General features: G+C 54.8%; 24 protein-coding genes. All 24 read left to right on the forward strand.

Annotation, left to right across the window (positions count from 1 at the left end; all coding sequences use genetic code 11):
- Positions 1-15: 15 nt before the first annotated feature.
- A complete protein-coding gene (gene flhA / locus JJB07_RS20235; protein WP_201637924.1) occupies positions 16-2,049 on the forward strand; it encodes a flagellar biosynthesis protein FlhA in 2,034 nt (677 codons plus the stop codon).
- Positions 2,049-3,332, forward strand: coding sequence for a flagellar biosynthesis GTPase FlhF (flhF, locus tag JJB07_RS20240; protein WP_201637925.1), 1,284 nt, complete (start codon positions 2,049-2,051; stop codon positions 3,330-3,332). Before flhA ends, flhF begins: the two co-directional genes overlap by 1 nt.
- The gene (locus JJB07_RS20245) at positions 3,325-4,197 is read left to right on the forward strand and encodes a MinD/ParA family protein (protein ID WP_201637926.1); all 873 of its coding nucleotides are present in this window, start codon (positions 3,325-3,327) and stop codon (positions 4,195-4,197) included. Before flhF ends, JJB07_RS20245 begins: the two co-directional genes overlap by 8 nt.
- Positions 4,198-4,225: 28 nt before the next feature.
- On the forward strand, positions 4,226-5,287 hold the full coding sequence (locus JJB07_RS20250) for a protein-glutamate methylesterase/protein-glutamine glutaminase (protein WP_201637927.1): 1,062 nt from the start codon (positions 4,226-4,228) through the stop codon (positions 5,285-5,287).
- Between the two features lie 12 nt (positions 5,288-5,299).
- A complete protein-coding gene (locus tag JJB07_RS20255; protein WP_201637928.1) occupies positions 5,300-7,378 on the forward strand; it encodes a chemotaxis protein CheA in 2,079 nt (692 codons plus the stop codon).
- Between the two features lie 34 nt (positions 7,379-7,412).
- Entirely contained in the window at positions 7,413-7,889 is a 477-nt protein-coding gene (locus JJB07_RS20260; protein WP_201637929.1) for a chemotaxis protein CheW, read from the forward strand.
- 5 nt (positions 7,890-7,894) lie between these two features.
- A complete protein-coding gene (locus JJB07_RS20265; RefSeq protein ID WP_201637930.1) occupies positions 7,895-8,515 on the forward strand; it encodes a chemotaxis protein CheC in 621 nt (206 codons plus the stop codon).
- Positions 8,512-8,991, forward strand: coding sequence for a chemotaxis protein CheD (locus JJB07_RS20270; protein ID WP_201637931.1), 480 nt, complete (start codon positions 8,512-8,514; stop codon positions 8,989-8,991). Before JJB07_RS20265 ends, JJB07_RS20270 begins: the two co-directional genes overlap by 4 nt.
- Positions 8,991-9,419, forward strand: coding sequence for a hypothetical protein (locus JJB07_RS20275; RefSeq protein ID WP_201637932.1), 429 nt, complete (start codon positions 8,991-8,993; stop codon positions 9,417-9,419). Before JJB07_RS20270 ends, JJB07_RS20275 begins: the two co-directional genes overlap by 1 nt.
- A gap of 19 nt (positions 9,420-9,438) precedes the next feature.
- Entirely contained in the window at positions 9,439-10,230 is a 792-nt protein-coding gene (locus JJB07_RS20280) for a sigma-70 family RNA polymerase sigma factor (protein WP_201637933.1), read from the forward strand.
- A 28-nt stretch (positions 10,231-10,258) separates the two neighbouring features.
- Entirely contained in the window at positions 10,259-11,692 is a 1,434-nt protein-coding gene (locus JJB07_RS20285) for a flagellar assembly protein A (RefSeq protein WP_201637934.1), read from the forward strand.
- Positions 11,693-11,725: 33 nt separating this feature from the next.
- Positions 11,726-12,034: a hypothetical protein gene (locus JJB07_RS20290; RefSeq protein ID WP_201637979.1), complete on the forward strand. Its 309-nt coding sequence runs from the start codon at positions 11,726-11,728 to the stop codon at positions 12,032-12,034.
- A 13-nt stretch (positions 12,035-12,047) separates the two neighbouring features.
- Entirely contained in the window at positions 12,048-12,599 is a 552-nt protein-coding gene (locus JJB07_RS20295; protein ID WP_201637935.1) for a DUF6115 domain-containing protein, read from the forward strand.
- Positions 12,599-13,075 carry an MltG/YceG/YrrL family protein gene (locus tag JJB07_RS20300; protein ID WP_201637936.1) on the forward strand — a complete coding sequence of 159 codons (477 nt, stop codon included), beginning with the start codon at positions 12,599-12,601 and terminating at the stop codon, positions 13,073-13,075. The genes JJB07_RS20295 and JJB07_RS20300 overlap by 1 nt, the downstream gene beginning before the upstream one ends.
- 214 nt (positions 13,076-13,289) lie before the next feature.
- Positions 13,290-13,985, forward strand: a complete 696-nt coding sequence (gene rpsB, locus JJB07_RS20305) for a 30S ribosomal protein S2 (protein WP_201637937.1) — start codon at positions 13,290-13,292, stop codon at positions 13,983-13,985.
- Positions 13,986-14,098: 113 nt separating this feature from the next.
- Positions 14,099-14,752 carry a translation elongation factor Ts gene (gene tsf, locus JJB07_RS20310; protein ID WP_201637938.1) on the forward strand — a complete coding sequence of 218 codons (654 nt, stop codon included), beginning with the start codon at positions 14,099-14,101 and terminating at the stop codon, positions 14,750-14,752.
- 102 nt (positions 14,753-14,854) lie between these two features.
- Complete coding sequence (gene pyrH, locus JJB07_RS20315; protein ID WP_201637939.1) at positions 14,855-15,574, forward strand: UMP kinase; 720 nt, start codon at positions 14,855-14,857, stop codon at positions 15,572-15,574.
- An 8-nt stretch (positions 15,575-15,582) separates the two neighbouring features.
- Positions 15,583-16,137, forward strand: a complete 555-nt coding sequence (gene frr / locus JJB07_RS20320) for a ribosome recycling factor (RefSeq protein ID WP_201637940.1) — start codon at positions 15,583-15,585, stop codon at positions 16,135-16,137.
- 57 nt (positions 16,138-16,194) lie between these two features.
- Positions 16,195-16,968 (forward strand): undecaprenyl pyrophosphate synthase, encoded by a 774-nt coding sequence (gene uppS, locus JJB07_RS20325; protein WP_201637941.1) that lies wholly within the window; start codon positions 16,195-16,197, stop codon positions 16,966-16,968.
- Positions 16,969-16,978: 10 nt separating this feature from the next.
- Positions 16,979-17,794, forward strand: a complete 816-nt coding sequence (locus JJB07_RS20330; RefSeq protein ID WP_236588244.1) for a phosphatidate cytidylyltransferase — start codon at positions 16,979-16,981, stop codon at positions 17,792-17,794.
- A 20-nt stretch (positions 17,795-17,814) separates the two neighbouring features.
- Positions 17,815-18,969 carry a 1-deoxy-D-xylulose-5-phosphate reductoisomerase gene (locus JJB07_RS20335; protein WP_201637943.1) on the forward strand — a complete coding sequence of 385 codons (1,155 nt, stop codon included), beginning with the start codon at positions 17,815-17,817 and terminating at the stop codon, positions 18,967-18,969.
- Positions 18,970-18,988: 19 nt separating this feature from the next.
- A complete protein-coding gene (gene ispG / locus JJB07_RS20340; RefSeq protein WP_201637944.1) occupies positions 18,989-20,074 on the forward strand; it encodes a flavodoxin-dependent (E)-4-hydroxy-3-methylbut-2-enyl-diphosphate synthase in 1,086 nt (361 codons plus the stop codon).
- A gap of 92 nt (positions 20,075-20,166) precedes the next feature.
- Entirely contained in the window at positions 20,167-21,888 is a 1,722-nt protein-coding gene (locus JJB07_RS20345) for a proline--tRNA ligase (protein WP_201637945.1), read from the forward strand.
- Between the two features lie 121 nt (positions 21,889-22,009).
- Positions 22,010-26,371: a PolC-type DNA polymerase III gene (locus JJB07_RS20350; protein WP_201637946.1), complete on the forward strand. Its 4,362-nt coding sequence runs from the start codon at positions 22,010-22,012 to the stop codon at positions 26,369-26,371.
- Positions 26,372-26,506 lie beyond the last annotated feature (135 nt).

Consider the following 26,506-nt stretch of genomic DNA (forward strand, 5'->3'; position numbering starts at 1 on the left):
TAGGAGGGACCGGAGTTGAAACTCAAGGACTTAGGTGTAATCGGGGCTGTCATCGGAATTGTCGTCATGATGGTCATCCCTATGCCTACTTTTTTGCTGGACTTTTTGTTGATCATCAACTTGAGCATCGCCTTGACGATTTTGCTCGTGGCGATGAATACCAAGGAACCGCTTGATTTTGCGATCTTCCCGTCCTTGTTGCTCTTGACTACGCTGTTTCGATTGGCTCTGAACGTGTCGTCGACGCGCTCGATCCTCTCCTCCGGAGAAGCGGGGGATGTCATCCACACCTTCGGGACATTCGTTATCGGTGGGAACGCGGTCGTCGGTTTTATCGTGTTCCTTATTCTCGTCATTATCCAATTTATCGTTATTACCAAAGGTTCGGAGCGCGTGGCGGAAGTTGCGGCCCGCTTCACCTTGGACGCGATGCCGGGTAAGCAGATCTCCATCGATGCGGACTTGAACGCAGGTCTGTTGAATGAAAAAGAAGCACGAGAGAAACGTACGAAGATTGCACGCGAAGCCGACTTCTACGGAGCAATGGATGGTGCCTCGAAGTTTGTCAAAGGGGACGCCATCGCCGGGATGATTATCGTAGCGATCAACATCATCGCCGGTTTTGTCATCGGCGTGGCGATGCGTGGTGAATCTGCGACACAAGCGATGCAGAATTACACGATCCTCTCGGTCGGTGATGGTCTTGTCTCGCAGATTCCGGCGCTGTTGATTTCGACGGCAACCGGTCTCGTCGTGACTCGAGCCGCTTCCGACAATAACTTGTCCGACGACATCTCCAAGCAGTTGCTCGCGTACCCGAAAATGCTCTTCATCGTCGGGGGCGTCATTGCCATGATGGGCGTGTTCACTCCGATCGGCGTCCTCAAGACTTGGCCGGTTGCCGGATTGATCGCATACGGCGGCTTCCAAATGCAGCGCTCCATGAAATTGGAAACCATCCGAGAACTTGAACAAGTCGAGGAGAACAAAAACGAAGAGGTACGCAGTCCGGAAAGCGTCATCTCGTTGATCCAAGTTGATCCAATCGAATTCGAGTTTGGGTATGCGCTGATTCCGTTAGCTGACGTCAACCAAGGCGGCGACTTGCTCGACCGCGTCATCATGATCCGTCGCCAGTTCGCGATGGAGATGGGATTGGTTGTGCCGGTGATTCGCATCCGTGACAACATCCAACTGCGTCCGAACGAGTATGTGATCAAGATCAAGGGTAACGAGGTTGCACGCGGCGAACTGCTGCTTGACCACTACCTCGCGATGAGTCCGGGCTTCGACGATGAGAACATCGTCGGGATTCCGACCAAGGAACCTGCGTTCGGTTTACCGGCGCTCTGGGTTGCGGACAACATGCGCGAACAGGCGGAGTTCTCCGGCTACACCGTGGTTGATCCGCCGTCTGTCGTGGCCACGCACCTTACAGAAGTCCTCCGCAAACATGCCAGCGAACTGCTGGGACGCCAAGAGACCAAGCAGCTCATCGATTCGCTGCGTGAAACCTACCCGGCGTTGGTTGATGAGGTTGTACCGAACCAGATGTCGATCGGTGAAGTGCAAAAAGTACTTATCAATCTGTTGCGTGAAAAAGTTTCCATCCGTGACCTCGTCACAATTCTGGAGGCTTTGGCCGACTATGTTGGGTATACCAAGGATACAGACATTTTGACCGAGTATGTCCGCCAAGCGCTTTCACGTCAGATTACGAATCAATACAAAGCCGGCGGCGGTCCGCTCAAAGTGATCACGCTGAGCCCGAATGTGGAGAAACTGTTGCTCGACAACATCCAAGGTTCGGACCAAGGTACGTACTTGGCGCTCGATCCGCGCGTTTCTCAACAGATCTATCAGAAGTTGGCCGAACAGGTGCAGGTGGTGACGAACCTTGGACATCCGCCGCTCCTGCTCACCTCGCCGAATACCCGCATGCATGTGCGCAAACTGATTGAGCGCGTCTTGCCGGACGTGGCGGTGCTTTCCTTTAATGAACTCGATACGACCGTTGATGTTCAAAGCGGAGGGGTGGTGAACCTGTAATGCTCGTCAAACGCTATGTGGTCAAGGAAATGCCGGAAGCTGTCGCGATGATCCGCGAAGACCTCGGCAAGGACGCGGTGATTCTCTCGACCAAGAAGATTCAAAGTCGAGGGTTTCTCGGTCTGTTCAGCAAGACACAAATCGAAGTGGTGGCGGCGGCCAACGAGGAAAAAACGGAGGAACGTCCGGCAGCTGCGACCATGCCGCGAAACTTTGCGATGGGGGCTTATCAGCAACAGACTCGCCCGCAATCCGGTGGAGCAACCGCGACATTGGAGCCCTCTGCACCTTTTGTTCCCCAGGAGGTGCCGGAGCCTGTTGCGGCTGTGGCGGCGTTTCAAGCCGCCGTGTCTGCTCCGCCGCCGGCTCCTGCCTCGACTGTGGTCATGACTTCCGAGAAGGAAGACGACACACAGGTGCTCAAGGAAGTTCAAGACTTGCGAAAATTGATCCGCAGTCTCATCAACGCCAACGACACCAAGATGTTGCCTGAGTCCGTTTCCCGCGTTCGCAAACAACTTTTGGCAAATAATGTCGAAGAAGAACTGGTTGATGAGCTGATTGAACGAGGAATTCGCGAGTTTCAGGAAGTTCAGGACATCAGTGAGCAGGAATTTCGAGGTATTTTGACAAAATTAATACGTAAGGAGTTGGAGAAAGCCGGTGAACCGTCGCCGATCGCTCCAACTACCCGTGTCGCTTCGTTCATGGGACCGACCGGTGTCGGCAAAACCACAACGATTGCGAAGCTTGCGGCCGGGCAAGTGTTGACGTACGGCAGGCGAGTTGGACTGATCACCACGGATACGTACCGGATCGCAGCAGTGGAGCAATTGCGCACTTATGCCACGATCTTGAACGTTCCGTTGGAAGTCTGCTACTCACCCGACGACGTGCAACGCGCCATGGAGAGATTCGCCGACTATGACTTGATTCTCGTAGATACGGCGGGTCGAAACTACCACAACCGGCTGAACGTGCGAGAGTTGAACCCGTTTCTTCAGGCGCTCTCTCCGGATGAGACTTTCTTGGTGCTGGCCCTGACGTCCAAGTCGTCCGATCTATCGGACATCGTGGAGAATTTTGATCAGGTGCCGATTCAGAAGTTCCTGTTCACAAAGGCGGACGAAACCACAAGTTACGGCTCCATCTACAACTTGGTCGCTCGCCACGGTATCTCGCTTTCCTACCTGACCACAGGTCAGACGGTACCGGATGACATCGAACTTGCATCTGTCCAGAAAGTAGCAAGTCTGTTGGTGGGAGAGAAGTCCGATGCATGATCAGGCACAGCGTTTGCGTACGATGGTCGCTCAAGCCAACCGCGATTCGTCCGGTCGTAACACGCGGGTGATCACGATCTCCAGCGGCAAGGGAGGCGTCGGCAAGTCGAACTTCACTCTGAACTACGCGCTTGCATTGGCGGAACAGGGGAAGAAAGTCGTCATCCTCGATGCGGACGTCGGGTTTGCCAACATCGATGTGCTGATGGGGGTTAAGCCCAAACTTACCTTGGCCGAATTGATCCGCAAGCAAGCCACCTTGTGGGACATCTTGGAGACGGGTCCGATGGATATCAAGTTCATCGCCGGCGGCTCCGGATTTCAAGACTTACTTGACCTGCAACCGGAGCAATTCGATTATCTGGTTGAACAGTTAGGCCTGTTGCAGGGATACGCAGACTATGTGCTGATCGACACGGGGGCAGGGTTGAATGCACAATCCCTGCGGTTGATTTTGGCGGCCGACGAGATTTACGTCGTCCTGACGCCGGAACCGACATCGATCACCGATGCGTACGCGCTGATCAAGATGGTCGTCAACCGCGATCCGGACGCCAACATGAGATTGTTGGTCAATCGAGCGCAGACGGCCGGAGAAGGTCGGGAAGCGGCAGACAAGATCAGCCTCGTGGCCGAGCGCTTCCTGAATCTCAAGATTCCGATGCTGGGCATCCTTCCGGATGATCCGAACGTGACCAAATCGGTCAAACAACAAGTGCCCTTTTTCATCGCGCACCCGGATACCACGGCATCCCGAAGTCTGAAACAATTGATTCAAGCGCAGCTCCACGGAGAAGCGGCACTGGATGCACCTCCCAAGGGGATGAAACAGTTTTTACATCGAATGGTACGACTGTTTCGATAAATTTCGAACCAAAGGATGAATGACCGGGATGAAGCCGATTCAAGTTCTCGTCTGTGACGATTCAGCACTTATGCGTCGCATCATCAGCGACATTCTCAAGTCGGACCCTGAAATCATCGTAGTAGGAACAGCTAAGAACGGTCAGGAAGCGCTCGAATTGATCCCGCACTTGAAACCGGATGTCTTGACGCTTGATATTGAGATGCCGGTGCTCAACGGGCTGGAAGCATTGCCGATGATCTGGCGCAAGTTCAAACTGCCGACCATCATGCTTTCCTCCCTCACCCAAGAAGGTGCAGATGCGACGATCAAAGCCTTGGAATTGGGCGCGTTCGATTTTGTGGGAAAACCATCCGGGTCGATCTCGCTTGATTTGGCGAAGGTCGGTCAGGATCTGATTCATAAAATTAAGGCAGCGGCAAAAAAGGAACAAGTCGTTCAGAGCACGAAGTACTTTAGACCGCAACCGAAGCCAACTCCCGCACCGCCAAAGCCAATGAGAACGGCCAAGCGCGTCGAGGAGATTCTGGCAATCGGTACGTCCACTGGCGGGCCGCGTGCTTTGCAGATGGTTCTCTCACATCTGCCGGCGTCTCTGCCGGCCGCCGTCGTGGTAGTTCAACACATGCCGGCGGGCTTTACCCGATCATTAGCACAACGCCTCGACCATCTCTGTCTCGTCAGTGTCCATGAAGCGCACGACGGACAAGTATTGGAAGAGGGTCATGTGTATATCGCTCCGGGCGATTACCACATGCGTATCATGGAAAAGTCGCCCGGCACTTATGTCATTCGTTTGAATCAAGAACCGCCGGTTAGCGGTCATCGTCCCGCTGTTGACATCATGTATGACTCGCTGGCAGAGCTTCGCGGTGTTCGAGTACGAGCTGCGATCCTGACGGGAATGGGCGGAGATGGCGCAAACGGCATGGTGAAAATCAAAGACCAAGGCGGTCGCACGATCGCGGAAGCACAGGAATCATGCGTTGTTTTTGGAATGCCGCGCACGGCGATCGCCAAGGGTTGCGTTGACATCATCGCCCCGTTGGACCGCATCGCGGACGAACTCACGAAGCCTTGGAATTGCTAGGAGGTGTCAGACATGGACATGAATCAATATTTGGATATGTTCATTGAAGAGTCAAAAGAGCATTTGCAGGCGATTAACGAGAACCTGCTGGCTTTAGAGCAAAACCCGCAATCCCTCGACATCGTCAATGTCATTTTCCGTTCGGCTCACACGCTGAAAGGGATGGCGGCTACGATGGGGTTTGAGAAGATGGCGCACCTGACGCACGATATGGAGAACGGTCTGGATCTGATGCGCAACGGCAAACTCGCCGTTACGCAGATCGTCATGGACGTGCTGTTCAGCTGTGTTGACGTTTTGGAAACCCAACTTAACCAAATCATCGAAACCGGCACAGATGCAGGTGTCAACGTTGACTCCCTCGTGGAACAACTCAAAGCGATTGCATCCGGCAAACCGGCTCCGGTCGCGGCTGCAAGCACTCCCACCGCTGTTTCCACTGATTCAGCTCCGGCCCCGCAAGCAGACGATGTTGACCTCAACGAGTACGAATCGACCATTCTCCAGCAATCGAAGGAGAAGGGCTTTAACGGGTACAAGATCATCGTTCGCCTCGAAGAAAAATGCGTCATGCGCGCAGCACGTGCCTACATGGTGTTTGACGCCTACGAGCGTGTCGGCGAGATCATCAAGTCAGAGCCGCGCGTCGAAGATCTTGAAGAAGAGAAGTTCGAGAATGAATTCATGCTCGTCCTTGTCACACAAGAAGATATCGAAAAAGTCCGTAAAACGGGTTTGAACGTCTCGGAAGTTGCAACGGTGGAAGTCACGGCCATCGACGTACATCAGTCTCCGGCTGACTCGGTCGCTCAACAAGTGGCGAGCCAAATGGAACCGATCGTCGAAGCGGTCCAACAAACGGCTGCAGCGGCTGTTGTGGCAGCTCCGGTTGCAGAAGCTCCGAAAGCAGCGGCGCAGGACATCAAGAAGCCGCAACTTGGCAAGTCGGTTCGCGTTGACATCGAGCGTCTCGACGTCCTGATCAACTTGTTCTCGGAGTTGGTTATCGACCGTACTCGCCTCGAACAGATCGCTCGTGAACTGGGCAACCAAAGCTTGTATGAAACGGTCGAGCACATGAGCCGTATCTCCACCGACTTGCAGAACATCGTCATGACGATCCGCATGGTTCCGGTTGAGACCGTCTTCAACCGCTTCCCGCGCATGGTTCGCGACCTAGCGCGCGACCTGAATAAGAAAGTCAATTTCGTCGTTCGTGGTCAAGAAACTGAACTCGACCGCACGGTTATCGACGAAATCGGCGATCCGCTGGTTCACTTGCTACGCAACTCGCTCGACCATGGTCTTGAGAACCCGGAAACTCGCCGCGCGAATGGCAAGGACGAAACCGGCCTCGTCGAACTGGTGGCTTTCCACTCCGGCAACCATGTCTTCATCGAAATTACGGATGATGGCAACGGCATCAACCGCAACGGCGTCTTGAAGAAAGCGATCGAAAAGGGCATTGTCGACCAGTTCGCCGCTGAGAGCATGACAGACCAACAAGTGTACGATCTGCTGTTCCATTCCGGCTTCTCCACGGCAGAGAAAATTTCGGACGTGTCCGGTCGCGGTGTCGGTCTCGATGTCGTCAAGACCAAGATTGAATCACTTGGCGGTCGCGTCCTGGTGCAGTCTACACCGGGCAAAGGCACCAAGTTCAGCATTCAATTGCCGCTGACCCTGTCGATCATTCAAGCGATGCTCGTACAGATTTCCGATGAGAAATATGCGATTCCGCTCAGCTCGATCATCGAGACGGCGATTATCAACAAAGCTGACATCAAGCGTGTTCACAAACAAGCTGTGATCGACTTCCGCGGACGCGTCGTTCCGCTGCTGTCTCTCGAAGACCTCTTCTCCATTCCGCGTCCGGAGCCGCTTGGGCTCGAAGAAGAGAACGTTGTCATCGTCCGCAAGGGTGACAAGATGGCCGCTCTCGTTGTGGATGCCTTTATCGGGCAACAGGAAGTGGTCCTCAAATCGCTTGGCAAGTACCTGACCGGCGGTGTGTTCGCCATCTCGGGTGCTACGATCCTCGGCGACGGCCAAGTGGCGCTGATCATGGACTGCAACGCACTGATTCAATAATCGTTGGGAGTTATTTTGAGGAGGGGGAATTGGCATGTTGGAGCACAAAGATATCGTAGAAGAAGTCAAGGTAATCGTCTTCCGTTTGGAAGATGAAGAGTACGGTGTGGAAGTTAACCAAGTTCGCTCGATCGAACATATGCAAAAAATCACCCGCGTTCCGCGCACCCCGGAGTTCGTCAAGGGCGTCATCAACCTGCGTGGGATCGTGACTCCGGTCATCGACCTGAAATCCCGTTTTGATCTCGGCGAAGAGAACTACACCGACACCACTCGTATCATCATCGTTGCGGTTGATGACATGGAAGTGGGCTTGATCGTAGATGCGGCGAACGATGTCATCGACATTCCGGTAAACAAAATCGAGCAGCCCCCGGCGGTTGTTGGCGGTATCAACAAAGCGTATCTGCGCGGTGTGGCGAAACTGTCTGATCGTCTGCTGATCATGCTGAACTTGGATAAAGTCCTGAGCAACGAAGAGATTCAAGCGATGTCCTCGATGGAGAGGTAGTCGACATGAGCGAAGAAATTCGTAACTTAGGCGAATTTCAACTGAGCGTCCTGCGCGAAGTCGGAAACATTGGCGCAGGACATGCGGCTACGGCACTCTCCAAGTTGCTTGGCTCGGAGATTCAAATGAACGTACCGCGCGTCTCCGTTGTCGGATTCGAAGAGATCTCCGAGATTGTCGGCGGCTCTGAGAAGTTTGTCATCGGGATCTTCCTACGCGTTGAGGGGGACATTCCGGGCAGTATCTTTTTCCTGCTGCAAGTCGAGAGTGCGAAACGCCTGGTCACCGATCTGATCGGCAACATGGGCTCCGCAGAACCGGATGAGTTTTCTGAGATGGAGATCTCCGCTTTGCAAGAGATCGGCAACATCCTCGCAGGTTCCTATCTTTCGTCTCTTGCGGATTTCACGAAAAAAGAAATGTCCCCGACACCGCCGGCGATTGCCGTTGACATGGCGGGCGCAATTTTGAGCATCGGGTTGGTTCAACTCGGCGCCGATTTTGCCCTGCTTGTGGACACGGAATTTGTTCAAGGGGAGCGCAACATCGAAGGCCACTTCTTCATGTTGCCTGACCCGGGTTCTGTGTCGATTCTGTTCGAGTCATTAGGGGTGGAACTCCAATGACTGTAATCAGAGTGGGGATGGCCGACTTGAACGTGGCGGATGGGGAGGATTCGTTGCGAACGACCGGACTTGGATCTTGTGTGGGGATCGCTTTGTACGATTCCCAGACCAAGGTCACGGGGCTGGCGCACATCATGCTTCCGACCTCAGCCAATGCCAATGAGACGAATCGTGCCAAGTATGCCAACACCGCCGTGCCCCTCCTGATCGAAATGATGGAGAAAAAAGGGGCGAACAGACGCCGCTTGTCCGCAAAACTCGCGGGTGGCGCGCAGATGTTCACGTTCGCCGGACAGAGCGATCTGATGCGCATCGGTCCGCGCAACGTCGAAGCGGTCAAAGAGGCGCTTCGCCTGAACACGATTCCAGTCGTGGCAGAGGATACGGGTGGAAATTGTGGTCGCACGATCGAGTTATTTTCCGCAGACGGTTCTCTGGTTATTCGTACGGCTAAGCAAGGAGTCAGCACACTGTAATGAATACCAACAAACAGAAGCAAGCAGAACTTGGACTTGCGGTCGCGTTTGGCGTTGTGGGGTTTTTCTTCACAGGCGGATTGAGTCTCATGGCGGGAAACACCGTGATGACAAGTGTCTTGCGCGGGGCCGTCGGACTTTTTGGTGCTTTTTTCCTAGGCTATATCATACGGCTTGCTTTGCAAACGTTTCTTGTTTCCAAGGAACAGAAACAGGATGAGTTCATCGGGAAGCATCTGGATTTGTTGCTCCCGGAACATCCATCCAAAAAAGGAACGAAGTCAACTTCGGGTGCTGAAGCGGAGGACGATGAAGGCCTTTCCGCCGATTTCGTGCCTTGGAATCCGAATGCAGCATCCTCGAAGGACAAGTTCGAGGAGATCGACCCGGAGAAATTGGCAGAAGCGTTGCGTCATCTCGACGATTAGTAGAAGGTGGTGAGTGGAGATGCAGGAGCTGAATCATTCGTTCAAAGAGCAGACGGACCTGTGGACCCAATACGGCCAACATCGAGACAAGCAGTCGCGGGATGCTCTGGTTCTGGCGCATCTTCCACTGGTACACAAAGTAGTTCGTAAAATGACAAGTCATTGGAACGGTCCTATCAACACGGACGACCTCATTGGGATGGGAACGCTCGGTCTCCTTGATGCCGTTACACGATTTGATCCAGCTCGTGGATATGAATTCCAGACATTTGCCACCCATCGGATTCGCGGGGCCGTTTTGGACGGCCTCCGCAGTCTGGATTGGGTTCCGCGTTCGCTTCGTGCCAAGGCGAAGGAGATTGAATCGGCTTATGCTGAGTTGGAGCATCGCAATCTCCGATCGGCCAAGGACGAGGAGATCGCAGAGCGCTTAGGCGTGAGTGTCGCGGAATTTCAAAATGTGTTGTACGAGCTCTCGGTGTCGCCTTTGGTGTCGCTTGACGGTATGCTTTCAAACGACGATCCGGGCAGTGACCTAAAGGTCGCAGATACGATTGTAGACAGCAACGCTCTCCAACCTCATGTCGAGTTGGAACGTGCAGATGTTCAAGCGATCTTGACCGGTGTGTTGGATCGATTGCCTGAAAAGGAACGACTTGTGGTCACGTTGCACTACTATGAAGAGTTTACTTTCAAAGAAATTGCAGAGATATTGGAGTTGTCCTCTTCACGGGTGTCTCAACTGCACACCAAGGCGATCTACCGTTTACGGGGCGCCTTGAGCCGCAGAAAAAAAGAACTGAGAGCGTGAGTCTGGGGATCGATCAGGGGGTGTTACGATGGCGACTAGACAAGAAGAGATGAGTTGGTGGGCAAAGAACTCGAAGGTAACCATTGATCAGGGCGGGTTGGCCGCCTCTTTGAGTTTGAGCGAAACCCTGTTGGAAGAACAGGAACTACCGGCACTGAACTATGATTGTCTGGTGGATCATTTGCGGCAGAACGGTGTCTCCTATGGTGTAGACATGGTCTCGTGTCAGCAACTTGTTATGAATCCGCGTGCTTATATCGGAGGCAAGACCAAGATCGCGATGGGCAAGGAGCCGATCAACGGCGAGAATGCTTCGATCGAGATCATGATCAACAACGAGTCCGAGCAGAGCCCGCGTATGTTGGAGGACGGTCGAGTCGACTTTTACAACCTTGGGGTCGTCAATACGGTTCTCAAAGGCCAGCTCTTGGCGAGAAAGACACCGGCTACCGAAGGCATTCAAGGGGTTGGGGTAGGTGGAGCAGCTCTGATGGCAAAACCGGGTCGAGACGTACGTCTCCCGGCGGGCAAGAACACCACCATCTCCGAAGACACCCTCAATTTGTTGGCCGATGCAGACGGTCATGTATCCTACAACCCGCGCGAGAGCAAGATCAACGTGTTTAACGTGTTCGAAGTCAAAGGCGATGTAGACTTCTCCGTCGGAAACATCGACTTTTTGGGCAATGTTAAAGTCAACGGCAGCGTGTTGCCGGGCTTTAAGATCGTCGCAGCAGGGGATATCGAAGTTGCTGGATTTGTCGATGGGGCGATCTTGGAAGCGGGGGGAGACATCCTCATCCGAGGCGGTGTGCAGATGCGAAGCAAGGGCTTGATCAAAGCATCTGGCACGGTGCGTTCACGCTTCATGCAAGGGGCGAACGTGGAGGCGGGCCTTGATGTCATCGTCCGTGACTCGATCATGCATTGTCACATCTCGGCAGGACGCCACGTGTTGATGGAAGCGCAAAAATCGGTTATCGTCGGTGGTTTGGTGCGTGCAGGGGAAGAAGTACGCACGAGAACACTCGGTTCACCGATGGCGACACCGACGGAGATCGAAGTCGGGGTGCATCCACATCTGCGCACCGAGATGCAAGAGTTGCAAGTTCGATTAAAAGAACTCTACTTGCATGTGGACAAAACCAAGAAAGCGCTCGCACTTCTTGACAACATGGCAGGAGTGGGCAACCAACTTCCGCCGGAAAAAGAAGCTCTACGTCAGAACCTCACCCATACCTACGAACACTACCAGCATGAAGAGGAAGAGTTGATGTATCGCCGCTCAGAGATCGAAGTGATCTTGCTCGATACGCGCAACGCCAAAGTCTTTGTCACGGATGTAGCGTACGCCGGGGTGAAACTCACGTTGGGCCAACAGGTCACCTACCTGCGCGACCCGCAACGCGGTCCGGTTGTCTACGGCATCTCGGACGGCGAGATCACATCTTCGCGTTTCTAGTCAGGCGCAACACCCTGAAGGGGGAGAGTCGTCATGTCTTTGAAAGCCGTGGAGTTGCAAGTCGCGTTGCCCCGTACCCTCGACAACAGTCGCAACCAGCAGATTCAACAGAATCAAGCTTCGTTGCAAAATGCGATGGACGGAGAGCAGTTAACCCAGCAGACGATTGTGAACGATCAAACGGTGGGCGAAGCGGAAGACAAAGACCGCGCCCAATGGCGCGACCGACAGAAGGGGCCGGGACCCGACCCACGCAAGGGCAGGCGAGCTTCTGCCGGAGAACCGGAGTCCGCCCAAGCTCCGCATCCCTTCAAGGGACACCGCTTGGACATTAAAATGTAAGGAAGGACGTTCGATGAACCAATTGTATCTCTACGTCGCTTTAGTTGGTGTCGTCATCGTTCTGTTCGCCTTGACCCGTGCGAAGTCCACCTCCGCCGGGTCTTCTGTCGTTCCCGCCGCAACGCTTCCTTCTTCAGCCGTCGATCAAGAGTTGAAGAATACGTTCGATGAGTTTATGAACGAACTGGAGCGGGAGAACGGCCGCATCCTCGACTCGTTTTCCAATCTGGAACGAGAGACGCGAGAGCAGTTGGCGGCACAACAGAACGTGATTCAAGCTCTGGATCAACGCGTACAGGAGTTGGAGCAACTCGTGGCTTCGCAGGCACTTGTGCCAGCCCTTGCCGCGGCTGCAACCACAGACAGTGCGGTCGTCCCCGGAACGGAACCTCAAGCGGCAGAACAGCCCAAGGTTCCGGGCTTTTTGGTCAATGAGAAATACACCAAAGTCGTAGAACTGGCGAACCGTGGTCTTGCCGAGCCGCAGATCGCTCGTGAGACGGGCATCGGCATCGGGGAGATCCGACTCGTGTTGGGTTTGGTGAAGCGGGAGGAGGAGCGCTGATGGAGAGCCGCAGCCTCTTGTTCGGCCTTGGCGCAGGTCTCGTGGTCGCCACGCTTGTGTTTGGCGTTGGCTCCGCGCTGATTCCCGTGAACGCAAGTTCGTCAGCCCCCGCAACCCCGCAAGCTGCAGCCGATTGGAAAGCAGAAGCCGAGAAAGCCGGGATGGTGGTGCTTGCCCAGGACGAGCTGCAGACGCGCTTGCAAACCGCACATGACGAAGGCGCGAAGCAAAAAGAGACGGAGTTGGCCGCGAAACCGTCGCCGGTGCAGACCGTGCATGTCTACATCCAACCCGGTATGGGCACGACGGACGTGGCTCGTCTATTGCAAGCCTCCGGGGTGCTGGAGGACGGCAACCAGTTGATCAATCTGCGCAACACGTCCACGAACCCGATACGAGCGGGTGTGTACGACCTGCCGCTCAAGGGCGATCCGGCAGCTGTGTTGAAGGCGATTGCTACGCCGCCGAGCCAATAAAAAAGCAACCAAAGCCACGGCACGCGCGGCTTGGTTGTTTTTTTGTTGGGAAGTCTTGCACAGATGGCGCACGATATGGTATATTAACTTCCGGTGTGAATACACAACACACGTTGCCCGACCTTGTCGAAGGTGCTTGTCCGATTGGACAAGTGTCGAGGAGGGTGGACGGCAACGGAGGAAAAAACCATTTTTTGAGAGGAGGTTGAAGATTATGGCGATCATCAGCATGAAACAACTGCTGGAGGCAGGCGTTCACTTCGGTCATCAAACCCGTCGTTGGAACCCGAAAATGTCTCGCTACATCTTCACCGAACGTAACGGTATCTACATCATTGACCTGCAGAAAACTGTTAAAAAAGTAGAGGAAGCGTACAACTTTGTACGTGAACTCGCTGCAGAAGGCAAGACGGTTCTCTTCGTGGGCACCAAGAAACAAGCGCAAGACTCCGTGAAGGAAGAAGCGGAGCGCGTAGGTCAGTACTTCGTCAACCAACGTTGGCTCGGCGGTACCCTGACCAACTTCTCCACCATCCAAAAACGTATTGAGCGTCTGACCCTGCTCGAGACGATGGAACAAGACGGCACCTTCGAAGTCCTTCCGAAGAAAGAAGTAATCGTTCTCAAGAAGGAAATGGACCGTCTCGAAAAGTTCCTCGGCGGCATCAAAGGCATGAAGTCTCTGCCGGGCGCTCTGTTCATCATCGACCCGCGCAAAGAGCGCATCGCTGTTGCAGAAGCTCGCAAACTTGGTATCCCGATTGTTGCAATCGTCGACACCAACTGCGATCCGGATGAAATCGACTACGTGATTCCGGGCAACGACGACGCAATCCGCGCTGTCAAACTGCTGACCGCTAAGATCGCTGATGCGATCATGGAAGGCAAGCAAGGCGAACAAAACGCGTAATCGTTTGGTACTGGGGGTGACCTTAGGGTTGTAGAACCCTGAGTTCACCCTTTTTATCTGTATGATGCAGAATACACAATATGGGCATGATAGTAATCAAGGAGGCGACAGACATGAGCATTTCTGCTGCACTTGTTAAAGAACTGCGCGAACGTACCGGCGCAGGTATGATGGACTGCAAAAAAGCACTGGTTGAAACGAACGGTGATATCGAAAAAGCAATCGACTTCCTTCGCGAAAAGGGTCTGGCTGCTGCTGCGAAAAAATCCGGCCGTATCGCTGCTGAGGGCGTCGTAGAATCCTACATACATGCAGGCGGTAAAATCGGCGTTCTGCTCGAAGTCAACTGCGAAACCGACTTCGTAGCGAAAAACGAAGACTTCAAATCCTTCGTTCGCGACATCGCAATGCACATCGTAGCTGCGAAGCCGCTCTACCTGACCCGTGACGAAGTTTCCGCTGAGACCATTGAACACGAGAAAGAAATCCTCCGTGCACAAGCTCTCAACGAAGGCAAGCCGGAAAACATCGTCGACAAAATGGTCGAAGGCCGCGTTGCGAAGTACTACAAAGAGAACTGCCTGCTCGAGCAACAGTTCGTCAAAGACCCGGACAAAACCATCGAAGTGATCGTGAAGGAAAAAATCTCGACCATCGGTGAAAACATCAACATCCGTCGTTTCGTCCGTTGGGAAATGGGCGAAGGCCTCGAAAAGAAAGTTGATAACTTCGTAGAAGAAGTTATGAGCCAAGTCAACAAGGGCTAATGCTTTAGTCCTGACAGGGAACACTCTCCGTGTTCCCTTTTTTTAAGGCCCAAGCAGGAAAGTTTACAACTTTGTAGAAACTAGAGTATTGGAGGATGGGCAATGCTTCAACCGAAGTACAAACGTGTCGTTCTCAAATTGAGCGGGGAAGCGCTGTCTGGAGATGCCGGTTACGGGATCCAAGCCTCCGTGATCAACTCGGTAGCGGACCAGATCCGCGAGATCGTCGAACTCGGAGCCGAAGTCGCCATCGTCGTCGGCGGCGGTAACATCTGGCGCGGAGTGTCCGGCAGCTCGCAGGGGATGGACCGTGCGAACGCCGATTATATGGGAATGCTCGCGACCGTGTTGAACGCGCTCGCCCTGCAGGACGCGCTCGAGAAGGCAGGGGTCAGTACCCGTGTACAGACTTCCATCGAGATGCGCCAAGTGGCGGAACCTTACATACGACGCCGTGCAATCCGACACCTGGAGAAGGGTCGCGTTGTGATTTTTGCGGCGGGTAACGGCAACCCGTTCTTCTCCACGGACACGACCGCAGCTCTGCGTGCAGCAGAGATTGAGGCGGAAGTTGTGCTCATGGCGAAAAATGATGTGGACGGCGTCTACGACGCAGACCCGAAAAAAGTTCCGGATGCGAAGAAATTTGAGCATCTGTCCTATATGGATGTGTTGAACAAAGGTCTGAAAGTCATGGATACGACCGCAATCTCGCTTTGCATGGACAACAACATTCGGATCCTCGTGTTCAACATCTCCGTTGAAGGCAACATCAAGCGTGCCATCGTCGGCGAAGAAATCGGTACAACTGTTGAGGGGTGAACCAACCAATGAGTATCCAAGACATTATGAAATCGCTCGATGAGCGTATGGAAAAAGCGCTCTCCAACGTCAAGCGTGAATTCAGCACGATCCGTGCAGGCCGTGCGAATGCTTCGATGCTGGATCGCGTCCAAGTTGACTACTACGGCAGCATGATGCCGATCAACCAATTGGCGAACGTCACCGTTCCGGAACCGCGCCAACTCGTCATCACACCGTGGGACAAAGGTTCCCTCGCGGCGATCGACAAAGCGATCACCAAGTCGGACCTCGGCATCACCCCGTCCAACGACGGGAACGTGATCCGTTTGACCATTCCGCAACTGACCGAGCAACGCCGCAAAGACCTTGCAAAGCAAGTCAAAGGTCTGGCAGAAGACGGTCGCGTAGCGGTTCGTAACATCCGTCGCGACGTCAACGACTCCCTCAAGAAGCTTGAGAAGGAAGTCTCTGAGGACGAAATTCGTCGTGAGCAGGACAAAGTCCAAGCCGTGACGGACAAGACCATCGCGGAAATTGACAAATTGCTCTCTGCCAAAGAAGCGGAGATTATGGAAGTGTAAAGACCTTCGGACCCCCTTCGTATCGAAGGGGGTTATTTTTCACGTGGAGGACTCCTAATGCTGCAACGACTGAAGCGACTATTTAGCTCAAAACCGCAACCGCAGACGGACGAGCACGGAATTGTACCCGATGCCGTGCCGAACCACGTCGCGATCATCATGGACGGCAACGGGCGTTGGGCACGCCGCCGTGGCTTGCCTCGCATCGCCGGACACCGTGCCGGGATGAACAAAGTCAAGGAAATCTCCTTGGCGGCTGACGACATCGGCATCAAGGTGTTGACGTTGTACGCATTCTCCACGGAGAACTGGAAACGCCCCACCGAAGAAGTTGAATTTCTCATGCGCCTGCCGGAAGAGTGGTTGTCGAAGGAACTTGACACCTTGATTGCGCGCAATTGCAGGATTCGGATCATCGGTGAACCGGAAGGCTTGCCGTCGCACACGTCTCGCGTTGTGCGTGAAGCGGAAGAGAAGACCAAAGCAAATACAGGGATGATCTTGAATATCGCCTTGAACTACGGGTCCCGTCGCGAGATTCTTGCGGCTGTCAAGCAACTTGCAACCGATGTCCAAGAGGGGCGTTTGACCCTTGATGAGATTGACGACGCGGCGATGGGCGAACGCTTGCTGACCCGTGGATTGCCCGATCCTGACCTCATGATTCGCACGAGTGGTGAAGTACGGCTGTCCAACTTTTTGCTGTGGCAGTCTGCGTACACGGAATTATGGTTTACCGATGTGTTTTGGCCTGATTTTTCAAGAGAATATTTCTTCCAAGCGATTCGCGCCTTCCAAGGCCGCGGCCGTCGATTTGGTGGTCTGAAGTAGGGGGATTCCTATGTTGGGTCAACGAGTAGTGACCGGAATCATTGGAGGCGCTATTTTTCTGGGTGCCGTGTGGTACGGCGGGTTTCCGTTTGCCCTGCTGATCGCGTTGATGGCGGTCGTCGGATTTAGCGAACTGGTGCGCATGCGCGGCTGGTCGCTTTTTTCCGCACCTGCTTTGATTGGGTATGTCGTGACGCTGATGTGGTTGGTCGGCTCGATCTGGCAGCCTTTTGCTGACCTGTGGATGCCGGCGACCGATACGGTCTCCGGGCTGTGGTTGTTGGTCGCGTTGTTCGTATTTCTTTCGATCAGTGTGGTTTCGAAAAACAAGTTCTCGTTCCAAGACATGACGTACCTGTTTGCCGGGACGCTTTATGTCGGGCTGACGTTGCACTCGGCGCTGTTGCTTCGGGTGGACGACCGCATGGGACTGTCGTATTTTCTGTTTGTGCTCTTGACGATCTGGACGACCGATACGGCTGCGTATTTCGTCGGTCGCACGTTCAAAGGCCCGAAGTTGTGGCCGGCCATCTCGCCGAACAAAACCGTCTCCGGGTCGCTCGGCGGCGTGGTAGGTGCGGTGGTCGTCGGCGTGGTCTTCGCGCAAGTGATGGGCTTGGCGATGGGGCCGTGGATGTTGCTCGCGGCGCTGTTGTCGGTGTTCGGTCAATTCGGAGACTTCGTGGAATCCGGATTGAAGCGTGCGCTGGACGTCAAGGATTCGGGAACGATTCTGCCCGGTCACGGCGGTGTGCTGGACCGTTTTGATAGTTTTCTGTTTACGGCACCGATTGCGTATTATGGTATCTTATTGCTAGTTTCCTAAAGAGTGGGAGAGGTGACGAAATGTCTCGTACGATCACAATTCTCGGCTCCACAGGCTCCATCGGCACCTCGACGCTCGACGTAGTCGCCAGCCACCCGGACCAATACCGGGTCGCCGCCATCGCGGCCGGCAACAACCTCGACGTGCTGTTGAAACAGATCGAACAGTTCCGTCCTGAATTGGTCAGCGTGGCAACAGAAGAGGGCGCACGAGCGGTTCAAGACCGCTTCGGCTCGTCTGTTGAAGTGATGGTCGGGCAGGAAGGCCTGGTCGCCGTCGCGACACACGAAGCGGCAGACCTCGTTCTCACGGCTGTCGTCGGGGCCGTGGGGCTCTTGCCAACCTTGGAAGCGTTGAAAAAAGGCAAGCACATCGCGCTTGCCAACAAAGAAACGCTCGTCGCAGCCGGTCACCTCGTCACAGCTCTGGCGAAGGAAAAAGGCTGCGATCTGCTTCCGGTCGATTCCGAGCATTCGGCGATCTTCCAATGCTTGAACGGGGAGCGATTGACAGATGTCGAGCGAATCATCGTGACGGCCTCTGGCGGTCCGTTCCGGGACAAGACCCGTGACGAGATGGCGCAAGTCACCGTCAAGGACGCGTTGAACCACCCGAACTGGGCGATGGGCGCGAAGATCACGATCGACTCGGCGACTTTGATGAACAAAGGCCTTGAAGTGATCGAGGCACACTGGTTGTTCGACATGCCGTACGACAAAATCGACGTCATCGTTCATCCGGAGAGCATCGTGCATTCCTTGGTGGAATTTGCGGACGGCTCGATGATGGCGCAGATGGGTGCGCCGGACATGCGCGTGCCGATCCAATATGCGTTGACGCATCCGACCCGTTTGCCGGGCAGCTATAAACGATTGAATCTGTTGGAAGCCAACTCGCTGCATTTCCGTGCACCAGACCTTGACCGCTTCCCGTGCCTGCGCTACGCTTACGATGCAGGTCGCATCGGCGGCTCGATGCCGGCTGTGCTGAACGCCGCCAATGAAGTGGCGAACGGCATGTTCCGGGAGGAGCGCATCTCGTTCCTCGACATTGAGCGTGTCAACGCGGCTGTGATGGAGCGTCATGACGTGCTGACCAACCCCGGCCTCGACGATATCTTGTCGGCAGATGCTTGGGCGCGGATTGCAGCACGCGAAGTCGCTCAAAAACTGTAAATACGGGAGCGTGTACCCCATGTACCATCGTTCTGAAACTCGCCCGGTCAACGTGGGCAATGTCACCATCGGCGGTTCCGACTCGGTCGTGCTGCAGTCGATGACCATGACGAAAACGGCCGATGTCAAAGCGACCGTGGAACAGATTCACCGTCTCGAAGAAGCGGGCTGCCAGATCGTCCGCGTCACGGTGAACAACATGGAAGCGGCTGAAGCCATCAAGTTGATCAAAAAAGAAATCCACATCCCGCTGGTTGCGGATATCCATTTCGATTACAAACTTGCGCTCAAAGCAATTGAAAACGGCATCGACAAAGTCCGGATCAACCCGGGCAACATCGGCAAGCGCGAGAAAGTCCAAGAAGTCGTCAAAGCGGCTCAAGAGCGCAAGATTCCGATCCGTATCGGCGTCAATGCGGGATCGCTTGAGAAGCACATCCTCGACAAGTACGGCTATCCGACAGCGCAAGGGATGCTTGAGTCGGCCGAATACCATGTCGGAATCTTGGAAGACCTTGGCTTCGAGGACATCATCATCTCGATGAAAGCGTCCGACGTGCCGCTGGCGATCGATGCGTATACCTTGGCAGCCGAGCGTTTTCGCTACCCGCTGCACTTGGGCATCACCGAAGCGGGCACGCTGTTCTCCGGTTCCATCAAAAGCGCCGCCGGCCTCGGCGCATTGCTGGCGAAAGGCATTGGCTCCACGATGCGCGTCTCGCTGTCGGCCGACGTTGTCGAAGAGATCAAAGTCGGTCGCGAATTGCTCAAAGCGTTCGGCTTGGCATCCAATGCGGTCACGCTGATCTCTTGCCCGACCTGCGGGCGTATCGAAATCGACCTCGTGGCGATTGCCAACGAGATCGAAGAGTATGTGTCGAACATCAAAGCCCCGATCAAGGTCGCCGTCCTCGGCTGTGCAGTCAACGGCCCCGGCGAGGCGCGTGAAGCGGACATCGGCATCGCCGGTTCCCGCAACGAAGGCCTGCTGTTCAAACACGGAGAGATCGTGCGCAAAATTCCGGAAGACATTCTCGTCAGCGAATTGAAAAAAGAAATTGACGAGATGGCGAAACGGTACGAACTGACCGGATCGCTTGAGTAAAAAGAAACCCGGCTCTTCATGAGCCGGGTTTGTCTTTTACCATGAAATGCCGTAGAATAGAGAATCATGTCTAGATGTGGAGGAAACACAATATGCGTCAGAACCGAATGATCCTTCCCACCCTCCGAGAGGTTCCGAAGGAAGCCGAAGTTATCAGTCACAAATTAATGCTGCGTGCCGGACTGGTTCGCCAGCTGGCAGCGGGCGTGTATACATATCTGCCACTCGGCCTGCGAGTGCTCAAGAAAGTCGAAAACATCGTGCGTGAAGAGATGAACAAATCCGGCGCACAAGAGTTGATGATGTCCGTTCTCCAACCGGCGGAAGTTTGGCACAACACCGGTCGCTGGGACGACTACGGCCCGGAATTGGTGCGCCTCAAGGACCGTCACGACCGCGATTTCGTTCTCGGCCCGACCCACGAGGAAGTCATCACCGCGCTGATCAAGGATGAGATCAACTCCTACAAGAAACTCCCGATCAACGTCTACCAGATCCAAACCAAGTTCCGTGACGAGCGCCGCCCGCGCTTTGGCTTGATGCGCGGCCGTGAATTCCTGATGAAGGACGCGTACTCGTTCCACACCTCTTGGGAAAGTCTGAACGAGACCTACGATCAAATGTACAAAACCTACAACTCGATTTTCTCCCGTCTGGGTCTGAACTTCCGCCCGGTCGAAGCAAACGCAGGGGCAATCGGCGGTTCCGGCCGTAACCACGAGTTCATGGTGCTGGCAGACGTCGGCGAAGACACCATCGCAACGTGTACGCACTGTGACTACGCGGCGAACTTGGAGCAAGCCACCGCTCACCTTGAGTACGCGGCGGCGGGCGTCGCGCCGTCGGCGGATGCGCCCGTTTTTGAAAAAATCCACACCCCGAACACCAAGACGATCGACCAACTCGTCTCCTCGCTGGGTGTAGAAGCAAGCTCGTTCTTCAAGACCTTGCTCTACATCATCGACGGCAAAACGGTCGCTGTCGTCGTCCGTGGTGACCACGAAGTCAACGAACTGAAACTCAAAGGCCTGTTCGATGCCAAATCGGTCGAACTTGCTGACGATGCGACCATCGAGCGTGTCACCGGAGCACCGACCGGCTTCATCGGCCCGGTTGGACTCAAAGGCGTGGAAGTGATCGTGGACGAAGCGATCGCCAACGCGGGGGCCGGTTTCGCAGGTGCAAACGAGCGCGACTACCACTTGCAAAACGTCGTGCCGAGCCGCGACTTTGCAGCGGGTCGCGTCGCGGACGTTCGCAACGTTCTGGAAGGCGACACCTGCCCGAAATGTAAGGAAGGCAAGATCGAGTTCTACCGCGGCATCGAGTGCGGCCACATCTTCGAACTTGGCACAAAGTACTCCGTGCCGGTCGGCGCCACCTACCTCGATGAGAACCAGAAAGCGCAGACGATGATCATGGGGTGCTACGGCATCGGTGTTTCCCGAATCATGTCTGCCGTGTTGGAACAGTCCAACGACGACAACGGCATCATCTGGCCGATGCCGATCGCACCGTTCCAAGTGCATCTGATCCCGGTCAACGTCAAGGACGAGACCCAAGTCAAAGTGGCGGAACAACTCTACGCACGCCTGCAACAGCAAGGCGTCGAAGTGTTGCTGGACGACCGCGACGAGCGCGCAGGCGTCAAGTTCAAAGACTCCGACCTGATCGGGCTCCCGGTTCGCGTCACCGTCGGCAAAAAAGCCGAAGAAGGCATCGTGGAGTTCAAAGTTCGCAAAACCGGCGAATCCCAAGAACTCACCCTCGAGCAAGCCTTTGAAGAGATTCTCGGGCTCGTTCTCGGTCACTAATCTCGATTTCGTAGAAAAACCGCCCGCCTCCGATGAGGCGGGCGGTTTTGACTTGTGCTACAATAGTACCGACATCAGGACTAGAATCAGATTCTTTGGAAGATGGAGGGGATTTCCCATTATGAGTTTAGTGGACGTGAATGGGCAAAGTCTCTCTGCATTTGTAGAACGGGCCGGGATTCCCGACGCGAGACTCGCAGGACCGGCCATTGTGAACAAACGCGAGCGCACCGTCGCCGTGAAGCTGCACCTGCCGAACCGTGTACCGTTTAACGTGTACGCACATGCGCAGGAAGCGTTTCGTGCGTATTTTGGCGAGGACGCGCGCCAGGTGGACGTTCGTTTTCAATACGGACAGGCGGAGGCGGACGTTTTTGCCTGCATTCAAGATTATTGGGTGTACGCCGTGGACCAAGTGCTGGGCGATGACATCGTGCTCAAAGGCGAGTTGAAGAACCCGGCCGGTTTGCATTTGGACGGTCACATGTTGCGTGTGCCGATGCTCTCGGACGCCACTGTGACGCGTGCAAAGCAGAAGGGATACGACGAAAAACTTACGCAATGGTTCAAGGACTTCCTTGACTTGAGCGTGATGATCCAGTTCTTCCGCGATGAGAAGAAACTGGAGCAGGACATGGAGAATTTCCGTTCCTTGATCGAAGAGGAAGACCGTCTCGAAGGGCAAAAGGCATTCGTTGCGGTCGAAGAGGAGAAAAAGCAGGAAGCCACTCGCGGACCGGGTGGGGGAGGCGGCGGGAAAAAAGGCGACGCCGGACCGCCGCCTGACAAAGTCGAACTCGGACATCCGATCGAAGACCCGCCGACTTCGCTCAAGGAGATTCAAGATGAGATGCGCCGCGTGACGGTGGAAGGGCGCATTTTCTCCGTGGATACGCGGGAACTGGCGTCCGGCAGGACGCTTTTTACCTTCAACATCACCGACAACAGCGACTCCATCTCGTGCAAAACGTTCTCCAAGGGCGACAAGCAGTTGGAAGTGTTGAAGCTCTTGAAGGACGGCATGCACTTGAAAGTGCGCGGAACGGTGCAGTTTGACACGTTTGCCAAAGAGTTGGTGCTGATGATTCAGGACATGGTCGAAGTGCCGAAGCCGTCGCGCAAGGATACGGCCGAAGTGAAGCGTGTCGAGTTGCATCTGCATACCCCGATGTCGTCGCTCGACGGCGTGGCTCCGGTCAAAGATTTGATCGGACAGGCGGCCAAATGGGGGCATACCGCCATTGCGATCACCGACCACGGCGTCGTGCAGTCCTTCCCGGAAGCCTATTCGCTTGCGAAGAAGAACAACATGAAAGCTCTCTTGGGACTGGAAGCGTATGTAGTGGACGACGGCGTGCCGATCGTTTTGCAACTGAACGGTCGTGACTTCCCGATTGACGAGAACACCGAGTGGGTCGTGTTCGACACGGAGACCACCGGTTTGAACGCTGCGGAGAACACGATCATCGAGATCGCGGCTGTGAAAATGAAAGGCCGTGAAATCGTCGGCGAGTGGACAGAATTGATCGATCCGGGCGTGCCGATCTCGGCGAAGATCACCGAACTTACGCACATCACCAACGACATGGTGCGCGGCAAACGCAAGATCAACGAAGTGTTGCCGGAGTTCCGCGACTACGTGGGCGACGCGATTCTCGTCGCGCACAACGCGGAGTTCGACTTGGGCTTCATCCGGGCATGTGCGATGCGCATCGGGATGGAGCCGTGGGACAACATCTTCCTCGACACGTTGCCGCTGGCTCGCAAGATCTACCCGAAGGAGAAAAACTACCGCCTCGGGACGCTTGCCAAAAAGTTCGAAGTCAGTTTGCTCAACGCTCACCGTGCGCTTGACGATACCGTGGCATTGGCGAAAATATACCAATACATGTTGAAAGACATGGTGGAAAAGGGTTTTAAGTCGCTCGCCCAGCTCAATGAGCAAGACGGCGAGGTCGATTACAGCCGCCAACGTCCGTTCCATGCCACAATCCTCGTCAAGAACAAGACCGGGCTCAAGAACCTGTACAAAATCGTCTCGGAATCGCACTTGAAGCATTTCTTCCGTGTGCCGCGTGTACCGAGATCGTTGATCGCCAAGTACCGCGAAGGCTTGGTCGTCGGCACGGCTTGCCAACAGGGCGAACTGTTCGACGGCATCTTGCGCGGGAAAACCAAGGAAGAGCTGATGGAGATCGCGGAGTTCTACGACTACCTCGAAATCCAACCGCTGCTGCACTACAAGCCGCTCCTGCGCAACGAGTCGATCTCGACGTTGGATTCGGTTCAAGGCTACCACCGCACGATCATCGAAGTCGGGAAAGCGTTGGACAAGCCGGTCGTTGCCACGGGGGACGTGCATTTCTTGAACCCGGAGGACGCGATCTATCGTCAAGTCTTCCTGCAGGCGACAAACGACCGCGATGCGGCCGACCAACCGCCGTTGTACTTCATGTCGACCAACGAGATGTTGGAGGCGTTCTCTTACCTCGGACCGGAACTGGCGCGCGAAGTGGTCGTCACCAACACGAACAAAGTGGCGGACATGATCGAGGACGTCTCTCCGATCCCGGATCAACTCTACACGCCGAAGATCGAGGGTACCGACGAAGAGATTCGCGAGATGTGCTACGAAAAAGCGCATGAGCTCTACGGCAATCCGTTGCCGAAGATCGTTCACGATCGTTTGGAAAAAGAGTTGAAGTCGATCATCACCCACGGATTCGCCGTCATCTATCTGATTTCTGCGAAGATCGTAAAAAAATCGCTCAGCGACGGCTACCTCGTCGGCTCCCGGGGGTCTGTCGGTTCTTCGATCGTTGCGACGTTCACCGAGATCACCGAGGTCAACCCGCTGCAACCGCACTATCGTTGCCCGAATCCGGACTGCAAGCACAGCGAATGGATCGAGGACGGCTCTGTCGGTTCCGGATTCGACTTGCCGGACAAGGATTGTACGAAGTGCGGCACGACGTTTGAAAAGGACGGACACGACATCCCGTTTGAAACCTTCCTTGGTTTCAAGGGCGACAAAGTCCCGGATATCGATCTGAACTTCTCCGGCGAGTATCAATCGCAAGCCCACGCCTACACGAAAGTCCTGTTCGGGGACGAGTACGTGTACCGTGCAGGGACGATTGCGACGGTCGCGGAGAAGACCGCGTTTGGGTATGTGAAGAAATTCGCGGAAGAGAAGGGCTGGACGTTGCGCAATGCGGAGATGGCGCGTCTCGTGAACGGTTGTACGGGGATCAAACGCACCACCGGCCAGCATCCGGGCGGCATCCTCGTAGTGCCGGACTATATGGACGTATACGACTTCTGCCCGATCCAGTTCCCGGCCGATGATAAAAACGCCGAGTGGCGCACGTCGCACTTCGACTTCCATTCCATTCACGACAACTTGCTGAAACTCGATATTCTGGGGCACGATGACCCGACCGTTATTCGGATGCTCCAAGACTTGACGGGCCTCGACCCGAAAAAAATTCCGACCTCCGACCCGAAGGTTATGTCGCTGTTCTCCGGCACGGACGCGCTGACGATCGACCCGGACAACCCGGTCACTCCGAAGATGATCCGATCTAAGACCGGCACCTACGGCATCCCGGAGTTTGGTACGAAGTTCGTCCGTCAGATGCTCGAAGACACGAAGCCGGCGACGTTCTCAGAGCTTTTGCAGATCTCCGGTCTGTCCCACGGGACGGACGTCTGGCTGAACAACGCCCAGAAGCTGATTCAAGACAAGATTTGCAAGCTGAAAGACGTTATCGGTTGCCGGGACGACATCATGGTCTACCTGATCTACGCGGGTCTTGAACCGTCGTTTGCCTTCAAGATCATGGAGAGCGTGCGAAAAGGGAAAGGCTTGACCCCGGAGATGGAAGAAGAAATGAAGAAAAACAACGTGCCCGACTGGTACATTTGGTCTTGCAAACAGATCAAGTACATGTTCCCGAAGGCGCACGCCACCGCGTACGTGCTCATGGCGGTACGGATCGCCTACTTCAAGGTGCATTATCCGCTGGAGTTCTACGCGACCTACTTCTCCGTTCGCGCCGACGACTTCGATCTGGAAATCATGGGTCGCGGGTATGATGCGATCTATGCCAAGATCGAAGAGATCGAAGCCAAAGGCTTCAACGCCGCTCCGAAGGAGAAAGCGTTGCACACCGTCTTGGAGATGGCGCTTGAGATGACCTCTCGCGGCTATAAGTTCTTGCCGCTGGACCTCTACAAGTCCGGTGCAACCCGATTCCAAGTTATTAAGGAAGAAAACGGATTGCTCCCGCCGTTTGGCGCCCTCGCCGGATGCGGTGAATCGGCGGCGAAGGCGATTGAAGAGGCGGCCAAACAGGGCGAGTTCCTGTCTGTCCAAGACCTGCAAGAGCGCTCCCGCATCTCGAAAACGGTCATCGAACTCTTGGAAGCTCACAAGTGTTTGGTGGGACTTCCGGAGACCAACCAACTGTCTCTGTTCTAGGGGCACAGGTTGCATAGAATTGTGAGCCATGCTATACTTTGGGTAAGACGTAGAATACGGTACGTATGAAGAGTGGGGAAACCCACTCTTTCGGTTTATCTAGGTGTTTCATCAGACGGAATTTGTGGGAATACT

Source organism: Tumebacillus amylolyticus (assembly GCF_016722965.1).
Lineage (GTDB): Bacteria > Bacillota > Bacilli > Tumebacillales > Tumebacillaceae > Tumebacillus > Tumebacillus amylolyticus.

Coding starts and splice junctions, on each gene's coding strand:
- flhF (WP_201637925.1), top strand. CDS start 2,049: ATGCTCGTCAAACGCTATGTGGTCAAGGAAATGCCGGAAGCTGTCGCG.
- JJB07_RS20245 (WP_201637926.1), top strand. CDS start 3,325: ATGCATGATCAGGCACAGCGTTTGCGTACGATGGTCGCTCAAGCCAAC.
- JJB07_RS20250 (WP_201637927.1), top strand. CDS start 4,226: ATGAAGCCGATTCAAGTTCTCGTCTGTGACGATTCAGCACTTATGCGT.
- JJB07_RS20255 (WP_201637928.1), top strand. CDS start 5,300: ATGGACATGAATCAATATTTGGATATGTTCATTGAAGAGTCAAAAGAG.
- JJB07_RS20260 (WP_201637929.1), top strand. CDS start 7,413: ATGTTGGAGCACAAAGATATCGTAGAAGAAGTCAAGGTAATCGTCTTC.
- JJB07_RS20265 (WP_201637930.1), top strand. CDS start 7,895: ATGAGCGAAGAAATTCGTAACTTAGGCGAATTTCAACTGAGCGTCCTG.
- JJB07_RS20270 (WP_201637931.1), top strand. CDS start 8,512: ATGACTGTAATCAGAGTGGGGATGGCCGACTTGAACGTGGCGGATGGG.
- JJB07_RS20275 (WP_201637932.1), top strand. CDS start 8,991: ATGAATACCAACAAACAGAAGCAAGCAGAACTTGGACTTGCGGTCGCG.
- JJB07_RS20280 (WP_201637933.1), top strand. CDS start 9,439: ATGCAGGAGCTGAATCATTCGTTCAAAGAGCAGACGGACCTGTGGACC.
- JJB07_RS20285 (WP_201637934.1), top strand. CDS start 10,259: ATGGCGACTAGACAAGAAGAGATGAGTTGGTGGGCAAAGAACTCGAAG.
- JJB07_RS20290 (WP_201637979.1), top strand. CDS start 11,726: ATGTCTTTGAAAGCCGTGGAGTTGCAAGTCGCGTTGCCCCGTACCCTC.
- JJB07_RS20295 (WP_201637935.1), top strand. CDS start 12,048: ATGAACCAATTGTATCTCTACGTCGCTTTAGTTGGTGTCGTCATCGTT.
- JJB07_RS20300 (WP_201637936.1), top strand. CDS start 12,599: ATGGAGAGCCGCAGCCTCTTGTTCGGCCTTGGCGCAGGTCTCGTGGTC.
- rpsB (WP_201637937.1), top strand. CDS start 13,290: ATGGCGATCATCAGCATGAAACAACTGCTGGAGGCAGGCGTTCACTTC.
- tsf (WP_201637938.1), top strand. CDS start 14,099: ATGAGCATTTCTGCTGCACTTGTTAAAGAACTGCGCGAACGTACCGGC.
- pyrH (WP_201637939.1), top strand. CDS start 14,855: ATGCTTCAACCGAAGTACAAACGTGTCGTTCTCAAATTGAGCGGGGAA.
- frr (WP_201637940.1), top strand. CDS start 15,583: ATGAGTATCCAAGACATTATGAAATCGCTCGATGAGCGTATGGAAAAA.
- uppS (WP_201637941.1), top strand. CDS start 16,195: ATGCTGCAACGACTGAAGCGACTATTTAGCTCAAAACCGCAACCGCAG.
- JJB07_RS20330 (WP_236588244.1), top strand. CDS start 16,979: ATGTTGGGTCAACGAGTAGTGACCGGAATCATTGGAGGCGCTATTTTT.
- JJB07_RS20335 (WP_201637943.1), top strand. CDS start 17,815: ATGTCTCGTACGATCACAATTCTCGGCTCCACAGGCTCCATCGGCACC.
- ispG (WP_201637944.1), top strand. CDS start 18,989: ATGTACCATCGTTCTGAAACTCGCCCGGTCAACGTGGGCAATGTCACC.
- JJB07_RS20345 (WP_201637945.1), top strand. CDS start 20,167: ATGCGTCAGAACCGAATGATCCTTCCCACCCTCCGAGAGGTTCCGAAG.
- JJB07_RS20350 (WP_201637946.1), top strand. CDS start 22,010: ATGAGTTTAGTGGACGTGAATGGGCAAAGTCTCTCTGCATTTGTAGAA.